This is a genomic window from Streptomyces sp. CB02056, assembly GCF_001905545.1.
Taxonomy (GTDB): Bacteria; Actinomycetota; Actinomycetes; order Streptomycetales; family Streptomycetaceae; genus Kitasatospora.
Genome location: NZ_LIPD01000023.1, coordinates 152,399 through 166,979, shown reverse-complemented (window position 1 = coordinate 166,979; position 14,581 = coordinate 152,399). Strand labels below are relative to the sequence as shown.

Genomic DNA, 14,581 nt, shown 5'->3' with positions numbered 1-14,581 from the left:
ACGTTGTCCCGTCACCAGTCGTAGCCGCTCTCCCCCTTGTCCTGCTACCCGCCGACCCCTTGTCCGGGGTTGTCCCACGCAACGGCACGGTTGTCCCTGCGCATGCGCATGCGCAAGCAGCAAGGCCGCCCTTGCTGCACCCGTGACCGGGCGGGCGCTGCGGGGGTTGCACCGGCATGACGTCCTCTCCGCTGTCCTGGCTGCCGATCCCCTCCTCGCTCGACGCCGAGCCCGAGCCCGCACCGCCCGGGGAGGAGCTGACCGAGAAGGAGCGCGCCGGGCTGCAGGTGGCTGCGGCGGCCGGTGAGGGGGCGGCGGCCTGGGTGCGGGAGCTGGCCCGCCGGCAGCCGGTCGAGGTCCACGGGCGGGTGCTGGAGCTGACCGCCGAGGCGATCGAGCAGACCTGCACCCGCGAGATCATCCCCGGCAACGACAACGAGCTCGCTGCGGAGCTGCGCTACCGCCTGGACGGCGGCGTGCTGCTCGGCGCGACCAACCTGGAGACGCTCCCGGAGCTCACCGGCGGGGAGCGGATCGCCTTGGCCGCCGTCGCCGCCCTGGCCCTGGCGATGCCGGGCACCGCGCTGACCTGGTACGAGCGGGAGCTACCGGTCCTCGCCCAGGTGATGGACGACGCGGTCGCCGCCGGCCGCGCCGCCGCCCAGCCCGGCCGGTGAACCCCGGCAGCACCGGAGCGCGGCCCGGCCGGGCCCGCCGCGCGCTCGGGCCCGGCGCCGACCGGGCCCTGTCCGACACCATCCGATCTCCCCGCACCCCACCACCGTGGTCCCCCGCCGCCGTCGACACCGCCCTGCGCACCGCCTGGGAGGAGTTCGAGCAGCGGGCCGAACCCTGGCGGGACGCCTTCGACGGCCTGGACGAGGACGTCCTCGCCGAGGCCGCCGCCGAAGCGCGCTCCTTCGGCACCGACCCGGCCGGCGCCGTCGACGAGCTGGTGCGCGGCCTACTGCTGGAGCTCGACCACTGGCAACACGCGATCGGCGAGCTCGGCCTCCGACTCACCGCGGCCGCGCAGGACCGGCCGCTGCCCGCCTGGGCCGCCGACGCCGGCCGCACCGAGGACGTCCGCTGGCGCCAGGCCCGCCAGGCACTGATCGAGGCCGTCGCCCGCCACCACCACGGCCCCCTTCCCACCGCAGTACCGGACGACCGGCCGTGGTGATCACCACCGGCCCGCACACGGGAGAATGAGCCGGGTGACCAACACCCAACCCCTGCCCCGCGGCATCAGCGCCCTGATCCCCGACGCCCGCGCCAAGGCGACCCCCGGCGAGAAGGCCGCCGCCCAGCTCGCGCACCTGCGCTCCGCGACCGTCCCGGTGCCGGTCCTCGCCGCGGCCGCCGCGCTGATCGCCCCCCAGTTGAAGGACCCGGACCCTGCCACCCAGGAGGCCGCCGCCGCCGTCCACGCCCTCCTGGTCGCCGCCATCGAGGGCGCTACCCCGGGGCGGTAGCCGCCTGCCCGCCGTACGGGGATGCGTTCCGCGCGGGCCCGGCTGGTGGGAGGCCGCTCACGCACGGCCCGCCCGCCGGGCGTGTTCCAGGATGGCGGTGCGCTGGACCGGGGCGTGGCTCCACTCGACGGTGGCCGACCCGATCTCGTCGAACCGCCCGGCCAGCAGCAGCACCAGCAGCGCGGCCACGGCGTCCGGGTCGGCGAGGACCGGCACCGGCAGCGGCTCGGCGTCCTCCTCGTCCCACAGCGGGTCGCTGCCCTCGTCGAGCGGCAGGTAGCACCAGCCCCGCTCGGTCCAGGAGAGCTGGAGTCCGTGCTGCCAGTGCTCCGGGTCGGGGGTGAGCGGCACCGTGCCGTCCGGCCGGGGCTCGGGCCGGTAGGGCCGGTAGTAGTAGTCGGCCCGCAGGCCGAAGTCGGCCTCGTCCATGTACCACTCGACCGGCTCGGCGCCCGCGGCGACGAGCGCCTGGTGGACGGCCTGGCCGTACTGGACGTGCGGCAACGGCTCGGCGCCGGCCGTCGGCGGGGCGAAGTAGGTCACCGGGCGCCTCCGGTGACGGCGTCCCGAACGGCCCGGCCGAACCGGTCGCACAGGTCCTCGGCGAGGCCGCGGGCCGCGTCGCCCACGGCGGTGCGCGACCGGGCGAGAAGGTCGGCGGCCGTATCGGCCCCGATGGCGCGGACTTCGTCGGAGAGGCCGCGGAGGGCCGTGCCGGCAGCGGCACGGGTGCCGTCCGCGAGGCCGCGGACGGCGGGGCCTGCGACGGCCAGGACCCGGTGACCGTAGACGGCCCACGCGGCGCGGGCGATCTGCTCGCCGAGGGCGGCCACCGCGAGGGCGGCGAGGTCAGGGAGGGCGGCGTCGGGCCGCTTCGTCGTCATGCCCGGAACCTATCGGCGAATGAGAAGGAGAACGACGGTTCTCCCTCTCTCCTCTCCTCACCGACAAGGTCCGAACCACAACGCTGAACCGGGCGATCAAGCCCACCCGACAAACGGTCAGGACCGGCCGCTGGAGGACACCGCCCGCCCGGGCCGGGCGCCCCGGCACCCTGTCTCAGCCCGGTACGGAGCAACGCCCACCCCGGGAAAACGGCTGGGACTGTCCCAGCGAAACGGGGAAGTCGGCGGTCACCGACCGGCCTGACCTTCCGCGACCCGGCGCAGCGGGGCCACCCGACCGCCGTCGTCGAGCTCCCGCCACCAGCCACCCTCGGCGTCCAGCAGCCCGTACCCGTGCGCTGCAAGTTCCCGGGCAATTCGCGCGGGCTGCTGTCGCTCCCAGGCGCCGGCCCCGTGGGCGCCGTCGCCGAACAGCAGCGGCGCATCCTTGCCCGACCGTTCCCGTAGTCCGGGCATGGACGAGGACCAGGCCGGCCCGGTCGACGCGGCGCGGGCCCGGGAGCTGACCGAGCAGCTGCGCACGGCGATCGAGGACGTCCGGGCCGCCATCCTGGTGCTCGCCCGCCGGGTCCGCGCCGCCCACCAGGCCCGGGTCTGGACCGTGCTCGGGCACCCGTCGTGGCCGGCGTACGTGCTCGCCGAGTTCGGGATCGGCCGCTCGACGGCGTACCGGCTGCTCGACCTGGCGGCCGTCGCCGAGGCGATCGAGACCACCGTGCAGTCCGAGCTCGGGGTGTCCCACGCGCGGGACAGCACCGACCTGGTCCTGCCGGTGCGCACGGTCGTCGACCTCAAGGGCCGGGTCAGCGAGCTCACCGACCTGATCGCCGAACGCCTCGCCGACGCCCACCGGGACGCCGGCGACGCCTTGCTCCCGGCCGGGACGGTCGGCGGGATCGTCGCTGCCGCGGTCGCCGAGGTCCGCGCCCGCCCCGACGTCCCGGCCGCCGAGGTGGAGACCGGCCCCGTCCCGGACGGCATCACCGCCGAAGCCTGGCGCCGCCACGTGAGCGCCGGCCGCCGGCGTCGAGGTGCCCGGCGATCCCGGGGAGTTCGCGCCGGGACCGGTTCCTCTCGTGGACGTTGGTGCGCAGCCGGTCGACCCAGGTCCAGTGCTCGCTCTGCGGCCGGGGGGTGACGAGCCAGCGGTGGAAGAAGTCCTCCATGATCTGGGTGGCGGGGCGGTGGTCGAGCATGGTGCCGCAGGCGTAGTGCGGGCGGTCGGCGGCGTTCCGCGGCCGCAGGAGGTGGAGCCCCCGGAGTCGCGGGCGAGGATCTCTCCGTGGTGGCGGCAGGAGTAGATCACCCATCGGGGGCGCGGGGGCTTGTGCCGGGTCTGCCGGGCCGTGGCGTGGGTGGCGGGCGCCGGACAGTGGGTGAGACGGCGGACGGTCGGCGGCACAGGGGGCTCCTGGGTCGGCGGGGCGTTGCTGCGGGGGTACCCGGCGGGTAGTACGGCGCGACCACACAACCCGCCAGGCCGTCCTGACAGCGCGACCCGGGGCTGTTCCGGAGCGGCGGCGATCACCTTCGCCGCCGGGCGGGTGGCTGCAGGCGCCTGCGCGGCCGCCCGGGCCGCCTTCGACGCCGCGCGGGCCCGGCGCAGCCGGCCTTGTCCAACTTTCGGGTGGGCTTCGGCGGAGGCGGAGGCGCGCCGCTCGCGCGACCTTCACGGGCTGTTCGGGACACCCGGGGTGCTTCCGCCGGGGCTCGGTGCTGGTCGTGGTGCACCCGGCAGGAGGGCCGCTGGCGGGCAGCGATGCCCTTCTCACGCTTCGAGGTAGGTGAAGTGACGACGGACGGAGAGGGTTCCGGGGTGGTCGGGGCCCAGCACCTGTGAGCAGTCGCGGACCAGATCGGCGAACAGGCCGACCGCCTTCGCGCGCCCGCCGGCCCTCCCGACCTGCACGGCGTGATGGTGACGGTTCGTGAGGGTCCTGGCGTGGTCGGGACCCAGCACCCGTGCATAGTCCCGGACCAGATCGGCGAACAGGTCGGCCGCCCCCTGGTGGTCACCCGCGATACCGATCTGCACGGCGTGGTGGTGGCGGTTTGTGAGGGTGTTGAGGTGGCGAGGGCCCAGCACCTGTGAGCAGTCGCGGACCAGATCGGCGAACAGGCCGACCGCCTTCGCGCGCCCGCCGGCCCTCCCGACCTGCACGGCGTGATGGTGACGGTTCGTGAGGGTCCTGGCGTGGTCGGGACCCAGCACCCGTGAGCAGTCCCGGACCAGATCGGCAAGCAGGTCGGCCGCCTCCCGGTGCCCGCCGGCCATCCCGACCTGCACGGCGTGGTGGTGACGGCTGGCAAGGGTGCTGGGGTGGCGAGGGCCCCGCAGCCGTTCATAGTCCCGGGCCACGTCGGCGAAGAGGTCGGCCGCCTCCCGGTGGTCGCCTGCCATGCCGATCTGCCCGGCGAGGTTGTATCGGGCAGCGACAGCGTCGGCGCTCAAGACTTCCGGGCCGACGTCGAAGAGCAGCGGGGAGGTTACCGACCATCGGTCAGACCAGGGCTGACCGGAGGGTTTGTCCGAGGTGGTGGTGCTGGTCGGGGGGTTGTCCCGGTTGTCCGGGACAACCGCCGATCCGATGAGGTCGTCGGCCGGGCCTTCGTGGGGGGCAAGCCCCTGGGCGTCGTCCTGGAGCGCGTCGGTGATGCGCCGGATGGTCTCGTCGTCGGCGTCGTTGACGGCGGCCGCGCGGGCGAGGGCCCGGTCGATGTCGTCGGCGGCCGGGTCCGCCGCGCCGGACCCGCCGCCTGCGCCGTCGGCTGCCGACGGCCCGGAATCCGACTCCTGGGCGCGCAGGCGGTTGAGTTCGTTGGTCAGCGCGAGTACCTGCGCTTCGACGTGGCTGGCGAGCTCATCGGCCTGCCTTTGTTTGTCCCGCGCGCGATCGAGCTCCTCCCTCGCCCGGCGTTCCTGGTTCAGCGCGCGGGTGAGCCTCGCTTGCGTGTCCTCGACCTCGGCCCGATCGTCGGCGCGGGCGCGGAGTTCGTCACGCTCCGCGGACAGGGTCCGCACTTTCCCCTCCAGATTGTTGATCATGGTCAACAGGACCATGACCAGCTGCATGGAGTTCTGCGCCGCCTGCTGCAGATCGGCGCGCTGTTCCACGGCACGGGTCAGGCGCTCGCAGATGTCCACCTGCCGCGCGCGTACCCGCTCCAGCTCCCCGGCAAGGTCTCCGTCACCGTTCTGCCGGCCCCGGTTCTCCGGGTGCTCGGCCGCTTCCCTCAGACGGCAGGCCTCGGCCTCGTGGCGCTGCCGCAGCACCGGCTCGGGCACCGTCACCCGCACCAAGGCGACCACGAAGTCCCGTCCGGGTACCGGGTCACCCGACAGGAACGCCCCGACCCGCGACTTCGAGAAAGGGACCCGGCCCGCGACGTCGGTCATCGTCAGCGGCGACTCGTCGACCCGTTTGCGGAGGAAGAGCGCCAGTGCCTCGGCCTCCGGTGTCCTCGCTCGGACCGGCCCCCACGGCCTTCCCATGCCCGGCTCCCCATTTTCCCGTCCCGGACAGCCCGGGACATCCCTATGTTGTCCGGACCTTACCTGCGGTGATGCCTTCGCGGCTTGGGGACTACCAAGACCGATCCGACGCTGCTCCCAGGGCCGGTATCCGCCGGACCGATCCGAGGGGAACGAGCAGGGCTCCGGTCCCCGACCACCCACTGGAGGAACACATGGTGCTGTCCGACCCGACCCCGGGCAACCCGACCACCCCCGCCCCGTTGCTGACCGTCCGCGCGACCGTCGTCCTCCTCAGCGCCGTCGTCATCGGCCTGGTCAGCGGAGGGCTGACGTTCCTCGGCGGCGAGACCGTCGCCGGCGCGGTCCTGGCCGGGCTGACCGCCTCCGGGGCGAGCGTGCCCGCCCTGCACAAGCTGATCCGGTAGCCCCTGCCGGCGCGCGGGGTTGACGCCCCCTTCGGGGCCGGGCCCGGAGGGGTGCGCGGCTCTCCGCCTTGCCGTCGGCCGCCGGGTTCACAGGCCGGGCGCGACCACACCGCCGGGCCCGGCCGGGCGCGGCGGTGTGGCCCTTCCTAATGGGCGTCGGCGGAGGTGGAGGCGAGCTCGCGCAGGGCAGGGACAAGGGACTGCGACGGCAAGGGGATGACGCCGAGGGTGGGGTGCTGCCGACGCGTGATGTGAGGCGAGACCCGGCCGGGGACGTCGTCGGCGAGGTCGAGGTCCTCGGCACGGGCGTCCCACTGCTCGGGCACGAAGCCGTCGTCGGCCAGCTGGCGGCTCCACCAGGTGGCGTCGTGCAGCTCGCCGCGGCGGAGGTGGTCGAGCAGCAGGCAGTAGACGGACGTGTGGTCCCCGGCGCCGGCGGCGTACTGCCACCACCACCGGGCGCCGTCGCGGTCGTCGGCGAGGTGAAGCAGGCAGGCCAGTACGCGGGCGCCGATGCCGTCGGCGTAGTGGACGTCGATGAAGCCAGCCAAGTCATCCGGCGCGGAGTCGGCGGCGATCACCCGGGCACAGAGCGACCTGAGGTCCTTCCAGGCCTGCTCCACGGTGTTCAGGCTGTGGACGGGAGTCCACTGGTACCGGACGAGGGCCGGTGAAGGTACCAGCGCGCAGCCGGAGCCGGAGCAGCGGTAGCGGGCGGCCTGGCGCAGGGCCAGGCGCTCCTCGGCGTCGTCCAGGTCGTAGCGGTCGTAGCGGCGGCGGGTCCTCAGCCTTCGGATCATGGACTCCAACCGTGGCTGCGCGGCATCGCGGTCATCTGCGGTCATTGTTTCTCCCCATCGGCGGTTCCCTCCACGTCTTCGCGGAGACGTGCGGCCAGGCGCTGACGCGCCTGGGACATGTGTGAGCGGATGGTGGCGTCCTTCACCCCCATCAGGTCGGCGACCTCCTCGGTGGTGAACCCGAGGCAGCTGCGCAGTTCCATGACGTCGCGCTGTCGTTCGGGCAGGCGGCGGATCTCGTGGTAGGCCGCCAGTGCCTCGGCCAGGTCCTCGAAGGGGTCGTGGGACATGGTGGTCAGCGCCGCCTCGAAGGCGGCGATGTCCATGGGCGCCGCGCGCCGTCCCCGCATGCGGGCCTGGTCGACGACCCGGTGCTTGAGGACCTTCCAGGCATACCCGGGCAGATTGTCCATCCGGAGCATTTGACACCATTTGTCCGCGAGCTTGTCGAAAGTGGCATCGACGGCGTCCTCCGCGTCCGCGTCCGACCCGAGTTGGAGGTAGGCCCACTCCAGGTACCGGGCGCGCATTCGACGGTGGAACGCCCAGTAGGCAGCCCGCCAGGGCTCCGGCCACTCCTCGTACGGGAGTCCCCGCGCGCGGCCGGCCGCGGTGAAGTCCTCCGGGTCGGCGGCGTCGGCGGCGTCGGTCCAGGTCACCGCTCCCCCTCCGGCGCCGACCCGGTCTCGGCCGAACGCCCGAGCCCGGTGCGGGTCACCAGGTCGTCGATACCGATCCGCACCCCGACGGCCAGCAGCCGCCGGGCCAGCCGGACGCCGTCGCGGCCGAACACCCTTGCCGCCACGGCCGCTGTGACCAGGCGCGCCGTACTGTCGTGGTCCACGTTTCCTCCCCAAAGAGAGCAGGTGATGAGGAGGCGCCGACCTCCCCAGCGGCGCCGGAGGCCAGCGCCTCCACCTATAGAGCGTTCAGGGGAGGTAAAACGTGCAGAAAATCTTTCACGGAAAGTGTTTAGTCGTATTCGTTCAGTTGCGATCTGATGCGGTCGCGTGGTTTCGCCCGCCCTGCAGCCGCATCCGGCTTCCCCCAGGACTGACGGCCGCTTCGGGACCAGGGGCCACCCGAAGGTGTGATCCCCGGGACGGGCGAGTGCCGGCGCCGCCGTGATGGCCAACCTGCCGGTGATCATCGGGCGGACGACGAGAAGGGACGCGGCGTGGAACTGCTGGTGGTTGTTCAGAACCTCGGCCAGGGCGGGCTGAGGGACGGCTCGGGGGCGCCGAAGGACCGGTAGCCACTGCTCGCCGAGCGGATCCTTACCGCCGGCAGCCCTGCGCCCCCGCCGGGCCCTGGTCCTGCTCCAGGAAGCGGTGGACTGGACGCGGTACGGGCACTGGCAACTCGCCCGACGGCGACCGGCTACCCGACGCACCCGCCGGGACGTCGGACCACCACCGCCTGGCCGCACGCCTGGACCTGTCGCGGTCAGACCCGATCCCCCACACCCCGCGGCATGCCGCCCCCGGCCCGGCAACACCCCGGGGCCCGCCGTCATCCCCGTCAGCGGGCCGGGGACGACGGCCCGTGGCCGGGCCGGGTTCCCCTCCCGTCCCCTCCGTCAGCTACCGCGCCGCCGCAGGGCCCTGACGCCGAGGTCGTAGGCCATGGAGCCGAGAGCGAGGACGATCAGCGGCCACACCAGCGGGGAGTCCGGCGGCACCGTGCCCGACAGCAGCGCGCCGGTGACGGAGCCGGTGCCGGCCATCGCGGTGCAGGTCGGCGCGGCCGGCACGCGCAGCAGCAGGCCGCGCTCCGCCTCCGGGGCGGGCGGGCGGCGGCTCATCGGGTCACCTCCGCGGCGGCGAGGGCGCGCTCGGTGTGCCGGTCGCCAAGGTGGCCGAGCTTGCGGCGGACCCGGTCTCCGTAAGCGGCGGGCAGGCCGAGGTCGAGGGCGGCGTCGGCCCAGGTGGCCTTGCGGGAGGCCCAGAGGTTGGCGATGGCGGCCTCCGTCGCGTCGAGACCGCGGAGCACGGCGTCGACCCGGGGGTCCGTGAAGTCGTGGTCCAGGACGAGAGCGTCGGGGGCGGGCTTGTCCGGGCACACGTCCCAGACCGTCACGCCGTCGCGGTTCGGCGTCTCCAGCAGCCACACCCGCTTGCCCTTGCCCGCACGGACGGTGCCGTCGGGTGCTCGCCAGTGGAAGCCACCGAACCGGTGCTCCCACAGCTCCGTCCATCGTCGGCGCTCGGCGGCGGTGTAGGCGCGCAGGATCCTCAGCAGCTCCGGGTCGGTCAGGTAGCCGCCCAGGCGGTCGACCCAGTCGCCGAGCAGCCCGCTGATCACCGCGTCCCGCCACTCCTCGGCCTTCCGGTGACCGAGGACATTGCGGGTGAAGTCGTCGACGGCCGCGTAGTCGCCCACGATCGCGGCCCACCGGGCCGCGAGGGCCGCCAGGAGCATCTCCTTCGTCGGCGGCTCCACCTCGAACGCGATGAACCCGAAGCTGGCGTGCCTCAGCAGGTTCGGCCCGTTGAGGATGAACTCGACCTTCCGGTAGGTCCAGGCGATCTCGAAGGGGCCGGCCGGGATGAAGAACATGCCGGGGCCGCCCAGCAGCAGCGGGGTCGCGATCTCGCTGGCAACCTGGCCGCTGGCCTCGGTTCCCATCTCGGGCTCCATGCACTTCACGGCTCGGCCGGGCCAGCCGGTGGGCTCGGCGAGCGCGGCGAGTCCGGCCGGAAGGGCGCAGGACTGGCTCGTCGTGGTCATCTCTTCTCGTTCCTCCGTATTCCGGGGAGGTTCCCCCACCCTCTGGGGACGGCGATGGGCGGATCCGGCAAAGATCTTGAAGATTTTTTTGTGACTTGGATCACATATCAGAATCGGTGCTGCCACCCCCGCTCGCGGTGTCCGCTGAACGTCCGATGGAGTGCTGATGGTTCGTCTGATACCACCGTCCCCGCAGCGGCCGCCAGGACCTTCTCCGCGACCCACGCGGCCGCCATGCTGTTATCCCGCCCAGCAGCCGTACGCACGGGCCACCCGTTCCACCTGCGGATCCGGCTGTCGGACCGGCCGCCCAACGGCTGGCCCGTCCCGCCTCAGGAACCGGTGGCGCTGACCGTCGCGGGCAGCCATCCGACCGTCCTGGAGGGTGCCGTGCTCGCCCCTCCGTCCCCGTCCGGCAGCAGCAGGTGCACCTCGCGCGGCCGACCTGCTCGGCCTCTCCCCGTGCAACGGGCGGCGACTGTCCGGGACTCCAGGGCCCCGTGGCCGTCCCCGAGTCCGCTCCAGACCGATTCGCTCACCGTCAGGCGCAGCTGGGCGGTGCCGGGCCAGGGGAGGGGGGTGAGGAGGGTGGTGCCGGTGGTGCGCAGGCGTTGTTCGAGGCGGGCGAGCTGGCGCGGTGCGGGGGTGCTGGTGGGTTTGAGGATGATCGTGTCGCAGGCGTCGGCGAGGACGGAGGCGGTCTCGGCCCAGTGGTCGCCGGGTTCGTCGGCCAGCAGGGTGCGCTCCCAGGGGAGGCCGTAGGCGCGGGCGGCGGCGAGTCCGAGGTCGGGCCAGCCGATGATCGCGGTCCAGAGGGTGTCGGACGCGGCGGCCGGGCCGGCCGCGGTCGCGAGGAGCAGGGCGGTGTCGAGGACCTCGACAACGGCGCCCTTGGGCAGGCGGCCGTCCGGCAGGAGCGGTTCCAGAGCGGGCAGGACCGGCCGGGTGGCGGCTTCGACGCGGGCGCGGCGGGCCTGCGGGCTGGTCTCCTCCAGCATGGCCGCCAGCCGCTCTCCGCGCTCCGGTCCGGCCGGTGCGGGTACGGCGGCGATCCGGCCGCTCACCGGTCCGCCCCGGCGGAGGAGGGCTGTGCGGCCGGCTCGGGTACGACGGCCTCGCCCGGCGAGGCGTCCCGCGCTTCGTCGGGGATCGGGCGCACCGTGGCCGGGTCGGCGACCACCCAGGCGGCCTGGCGGTCCTCGCCCCAGCGCGCGTGGACGATCCACGGCAGGTCGGGCGCGGGACGGCGCCGCTCGGTGACCACTCCGGAGCGCCAGCGGCCATCCACGCGGATCCAGGCCAGGCGCCAGCAGCGGCCGGAGTCGTCCGCGGCGGGCGCGCCGATCATCTCCGACGGCACCGTGACGGCGTCCTTCGGCAGGACGGGGGCCGCGGGTTCGGACAGCGGGCGGATCGTGGCCTCGTCGAACAGCAGCCAGGCCCATTCCTCCTTGCCGGGGCCCGGCCCGTCCGGGCCCCAGCGGACGTGGGCGACCCAGCCGGTGCCGGCGGGCGGGCGCCGCCAGACGCTCAGCAGCGCGGGCCTCCATCCGCCGCCGAGCCGGACCTCGACCAGGTGCCAGCGCCGCACGTCGTGGTGCAGCCCGGGCAGCGTCATCAGTTCCCGGGGCGCCCGCACGGCGTCGCCCGGCTCCGTACCGGGCTGGTGCGGGCGGCTGGAGAACGGGACAGCGGCGGTCATACCCCCATTATTCGAGCATGTGTTCGAGTGATCAAGCGTCAGCCACCCCGATGCCGCCAGGCACCGGCGGGTCCCCGACGCCCGCAGGTCCGGGACCGCCGGGCACGCGGGCGGGGAGCGGACCGCTGGCGGTGCGGCAGGTGGCGTCGCAGCCGGCGCCGACCGGCTGAGGCCTGCGGGCCACCGCTCGACATCGGGCCGCGGGGCCTGTTCGAGGGCGGGGCCGATGGCCGGGCAGAGGTGAGGGGCGGCCCGTCGGCCACACCACCGGCCCGGGGTCGAGTCGTCCTGCTCGCCCGCCCGCGAAGGCCTCCATTGCCACCCGAAAGAGTGACTGCGGAACCCTCGACGACCGACGCCGTGGGACGCTGCCCCGAGTTCGCGACGGCCAGCGGCCCCGTGCGCCCCGGCACGGAAGCCAGCCGCGCGCTGTCGGCGACCAGGAGAAGGTGAGCGGCCTTGCAGCAGAAGGACGACTGGGTGGTCGCGACGACCGGTACGGCCGCCAGCGCGGGATTGAAGGCCTCCCACCATCCGTTCCAACGCGCGGGCGCGTGGGCCGTGGCGGTGCTTGCCGGCCGCGCCGCGCCGCACCTGGTGACCACCGCCGACCTGGACACGGTGGCCGACGTGATCGTCACGGACGCGGTGGCCGCGGCCACCGCCCGTGAGGACACCGACCTCGGACGCTACGACTGGTGGAAGGCCCTGTTCAGCCTCTACCCCAACTCGCCCGCCACCCACGGACGACGCCCACAGGACGCGGCCGTGCTGCGACCACGCATCGAGCAGCTCTTCGCCCCGGACCCGCCCCGGTCGAAGTCACGTCCCTGTACCTTCTGCGGCGCCGACACGGCGGTGGCCTGGGGGAAGAGCGGCCTGCCGCTGTTCGGCACCGAGCGGACGCTGAACGTCACGCCGCCCGGCGTGAGGGGCTGGCCGGTCTGCCGGGCCTGCCGGATCGCGATGTGGGCCCTGCCGTACGGCGCGTGGGCCAGTGCCGGCGACGCCACCGTCCTGGACTGCGAGCGCGAAACGGCCATGGCCGCGTTCGCCCGCCACAACGTCGACCGCGCCCGCCGCATCATGGACGGCGGCTTCCGAAGCCTGCGGCCGGGCGCCAGGCCCGAGCTGGTCGCGCTCTTCGCGATCCGTGACGCCACCCACGACTCCGGGGAGGGCTCCCCCCTGTGCGGCGCGACGCTGTGGCGCTTCCGCAACGACAACCAGGAGCCCTGGCTGAAGGTCACCCGCGCTCGCCGCGGCATGCCCGTCTTCCTCGCCACCGTCGAGGCCAACGCCCGCCTGCGCGAAGGCTGGCGGGCGTTGTGCCGCCACCTCGCCGGGGAACGGGGCGAGAAGCCGGCCGCGAACGAGGAGGAGGCGGACCGGCCGCTGTTCGACGCGGAGGGCGGGGACGACGCGGCCCGGCTGCTGTTCGAAGTCGAGTACGGTCTCAACCGTCCCCTGCTCCTGGCGCTGCACGACGCGCTGTCGGCCGACGGCTGGACCCTGGGGGAGCGCGAGGCCCTGGTCGACCTCGCCCACGCCTACACCCGCGAGGTGTTCGGCCTGGAGACGGACCTGGAGCCGGTGGCCGCGCTGCTGACGCAGTGGATCACCCAGGCACAACGCCCCCGGGAGCGCCTGAAACAGCTCCGGGAGGCGATCCCGAGCGGCTACCGACTCGGCCAGGTACTGGTGGCCTGCACCACCCACAGTCTGCTGGGCCGCACCGGGCTGCGGCTGGCCGGGCCGGACCAGTGGGCACCGCTGATCGGGAACCTCCCCCGCGCCGCGGAACACAGGCTGCTGCTCCACGCCCGCGTGTCGCTGCTGCTCCAGCGGCACGATTCCGCCCCGGGACGGTCCTGACACCCGGGACGAAGCCGGCGTGAAGGCCGACGGGCCGACACTTTCAACGTCCCCCCGTTGACAATTCCAACGGGGGGGCGTTGAATAAGTGGTGTCGCTACCGACAGCCACCAAAGGGGCACACCATGAAGCAACGACCGCTGGCCGAGACCACCACCGACACGTGGGACGCCGCCCTGGAGCACATCGCGCGGCACACCAGCGCCGACGCCTACGAGCTCACGGCCCTGACAGCCCTCCTTCAGGCCGAGTTCCACCACCTGGTCCTCGACCCGACGACCCGGACCGTCTGGTGGGCCTACGACGCCGACCCCGCCGACGTGATGAAAGCGACGGAGCTGAGGGTCCAGCAGCTCGCCCCCGACGCCGCCGCCGACGACCTCGGCGACATCGTCTCCGTCATCCAGGACCGACAGGACGACCTCGACAGCTACGCCAAAGGCTGGGAGGACCTCGACCGGGACCAGGCGGCCCTGGACGAGTACGCGGCGGTCCTGCTCCTGGCGCTGCCCGTCGAACCGGGCCTGGCCGCCGCCCAGATCAAGCGCCAGCGCCGCTCGCTCGCGCGCCAGGACGCGCTGCAGCAGCGCGCCTACGCGCGCCTGGTCACCGAACTCGCGGGCCCCGAGCGAGGCGGCAAGACGCGCGCCGGCAAGGCCCTGGGTGTCACCGATGTCCAGATCGGCCGGATCATCCGCGAGGACCAGGAGCGCCGCACCTTGCTGGCCAGCAAGGTCAGCGACGCGCGCGAAGGCTACGACCGCTGAACAGCACCCCGGCCCCAGAAACGCCACGGCGCTGAAGGGGGCGGACAGGTTTCCGGCCCGTCCGCCCCGCCAACGTCTCGCCGTCGCCTACGGGACCACGAGGCCGGGATGCACCCGGGGACACCCCGGACCGGTCTTACGCGCCGGGCTTGGGACGGTGCTCGGCGTTCCAGCCCGAGTCGACGCCACCCCACGACGAATCGACGTCGAACCCCCATGTGGAGTCGAAGCCCCAGATAGTGTCCGGCACCGCGCCCCACACCGAGTCCCTACGCGGACGAGCAGCAGCCATGACGACCTCCAGATGGTTCATGATCGGGGCGCACCACTCTAGGCACCCCGGCCTCCCACGTCACCACCCTCGGGGGAATCGGCCGACCGACCCGGAGCAGCCGGGCCGCGGCGGCCTCGACCCCGCGGCGACGCC

The 14,581-nt window shown here is 73.8% G+C and carries 18 protein-coding genes; 7 read left to right on the top strand and 11 right to left on the bottom strand.

Annotated features, from left to right (window positions below; genetic code table 11):
* Positions 1–176: 176 nt before the first annotated feature.
* Genes AMK13_RS38540 through AMK13_RS38530 form a run of 3 tightly spaced genes read left to right on the top strand, consistent with a single transcriptional unit; the run spans position 177 to position 1,475 of the window.
* Entirely contained in the window at positions 177–677 is a 501-nt protein-coding gene (locus tag AMK13_RS38540) for a hypothetical protein (protein ID WP_074006214.1), read from the top strand.
* Positions 674–1,183, top strand: coding sequence for a hypothetical protein (locus tag AMK13_RS38535; protein ID WP_074006213.1), 510 nt, complete (start codon positions 674–676; stop codon positions 1,181–1,183). The genes AMK13_RS38540 and AMK13_RS38535 overlap by 4 nt, the downstream gene beginning before the upstream one ends.
* A 34-nt stretch (positions 1,184–1,217) precedes the next feature.
* Positions 1,218–1,475: a hypothetical protein gene (locus AMK13_RS38530; RefSeq protein ID WP_143204755.1), complete on the top strand. Its 258-nt coding sequence runs from the start codon at positions 1,218–1,220 to the stop codon at positions 1,473–1,475.
* 57 nt (positions 1,476–1,532) lie between these two features.
* On the opposite strand, the gene AMK13_RS38525 is transcribed toward AMK13_RS38530, so the two are convergent.
* From AMK13_RS38525 to AMK13_RS43225, 3 genes are all read right to left on the bottom strand, one after another.
* Positions 1,533–2,018, bottom strand: a complete 486-nt coding sequence (locus AMK13_RS38525; protein WP_074006211.1) for a hypothetical protein — start codon at positions 2,016–2,018, stop codon at positions 1,533–1,535.
* Positions 2,015–2,359, bottom strand: coding sequence for a hypothetical protein (locus AMK13_RS38520; protein WP_074006210.1), 345 nt, complete (start codon positions 2,357–2,359; stop codon positions 2,015–2,017). Before AMK13_RS38520 ends, AMK13_RS38525 begins: the two co-directional genes overlap by 4 nt.
* A gap of 249 nt (positions 2,360–2,608) precedes the next feature.
* Positions 2,609–2,836, bottom strand: coding sequence for a hypothetical protein (locus AMK13_RS43225; RefSeq protein WP_143204754.1), 228 nt, complete (start codon positions 2,834–2,836; stop codon positions 2,609–2,611).
* Here AMK13_RS43225 and AMK13_RS42650 point away from each other — a divergent pair.
* Positions 2,835–3,518, top strand: a complete 684-nt coding sequence (locus tag AMK13_RS42650) for a hypothetical protein (RefSeq protein ID WP_074006209.1) — start codon at positions 2,835–2,837, stop codon at positions 3,516–3,518. The genes AMK13_RS43225 and AMK13_RS42650 overlap by 2 nt on opposite strands.
* A 630-nt stretch (positions 3,519–4,148) precedes the next feature.
* Here the strand turns inward: AMK13_RS42650 and AMK13_RS38510 are convergent.
* On the bottom strand, positions 4,149–5,873 hold the full coding sequence (locus AMK13_RS38510; protein ID WP_074006208.1) for a tetratricopeptide repeat protein: 1,725 nt from the start codon (positions 5,871–5,873) through the stop codon (positions 4,149–4,151).
* 194 nt (positions 5,874–6,067) lie between these two features.
* On the opposite strand from AMK13_RS38510, the gene AMK13_RS38505 reads away from it, so the two are divergent.
* On the top strand, positions 6,068–6,280 hold the full coding sequence (locus AMK13_RS38505) for a hypothetical protein (RefSeq protein WP_107418976.1): 213 nt from the start codon (positions 6,068–6,070) through the stop codon (positions 6,278–6,280).
* Positions 6,281–6,426: 146 nt separating this feature from the next.
* Here the strand turns inward: AMK13_RS38505 and AMK13_RS38500 are convergent, their stop codons facing one another.
* The 7 genes from AMK13_RS38500 to AMK13_RS42640 all read right to left on the bottom strand — a co-directional run bounded on the left by AMK13_RS38500 (position 6,427) and on the right by AMK13_RS42640 (position 11,512).
* On the bottom strand, positions 6,427–7,080 hold the full coding sequence (locus AMK13_RS38500) for a hypothetical protein (RefSeq protein ID WP_074006207.1): 654 nt from the start codon (positions 7,078–7,080) through the stop codon (positions 6,427–6,429).
* Positions 7,081–7,121: 41 nt separating this feature from the next.
* Positions 7,122–7,739, bottom strand: coding sequence for an RNA polymerase sigma factor (locus tag AMK13_RS38495; protein WP_241853213.1), 618 nt, complete (start codon positions 7,737–7,739; stop codon positions 7,122–7,124).
* Positions 7,736–7,924 carry a hypothetical protein gene (locus AMK13_RS38490; protein ID WP_074006206.1) on the bottom strand — a complete coding sequence of 63 codons (189 nt, stop codon included), beginning with the start codon at positions 7,922–7,924 and terminating at the stop codon, positions 7,736–7,738. Before AMK13_RS38490 ends, AMK13_RS38495 begins: the two co-directional genes overlap by 4 nt.
* A 735-nt stretch (positions 7,925–8,659) precedes the next feature.
* Entirely contained in the window at positions 8,660–8,884 is a 225-nt protein-coding gene (locus AMK13_RS42645; RefSeq protein WP_074006205.1) for a hypothetical protein, read from the bottom strand.
* On the bottom strand, positions 8,881–9,810 hold the full coding sequence (locus AMK13_RS38480) for a hypothetical protein (protein WP_074006204.1): 930 nt from the start codon (positions 9,808–9,810) through the stop codon (positions 8,881–8,883). Before AMK13_RS38480 ends, AMK13_RS42645 begins: the two co-directional genes overlap by 4 nt.
* A 332-nt stretch (positions 9,811–10,142) precedes the next feature.
* The gene (locus tag AMK13_RS38475; protein ID WP_074006203.1) at positions 10,143–10,874 is read right to left on the bottom strand and encodes a hypothetical protein; all 732 of its coding nucleotides are present in this window, start codon (positions 10,872–10,874) and stop codon (positions 10,143–10,145) included.
* Positions 10,871–11,512 carry a hypothetical protein gene (locus AMK13_RS42640; RefSeq protein ID WP_074006202.1) on the bottom strand — a complete coding sequence of 214 codons (642 nt, stop codon included), beginning with the start codon at positions 11,510–11,512 and terminating at the stop codon, positions 10,871–10,873. The genes AMK13_RS38475 and AMK13_RS42640 overlap by 4 nt, the downstream gene beginning before the upstream one ends.
* Positions 11,513–11,971: 459 nt before the next feature.
* On the opposite strand from AMK13_RS42640, the gene AMK13_RS38465 reads away from it, so the two are divergent.
* Positions 11,972–13,387 (top strand): hypothetical protein, encoded by a 1,416-nt coding sequence (locus AMK13_RS38465; protein ID WP_198959515.1) that lies wholly within the window; start codon positions 11,972–11,974, stop codon positions 13,385–13,387.
* A gap of 125 nt (positions 13,388–13,512) precedes the next feature.
* On the top strand, positions 13,513–14,154 hold the full coding sequence (locus AMK13_RS38460) for a hypothetical protein (protein WP_074006201.1): 642 nt from the start codon (positions 13,513–13,515) through the stop codon (positions 14,152–14,154).
* Positions 14,155–14,581: the final 427 nt, after the last annotated feature.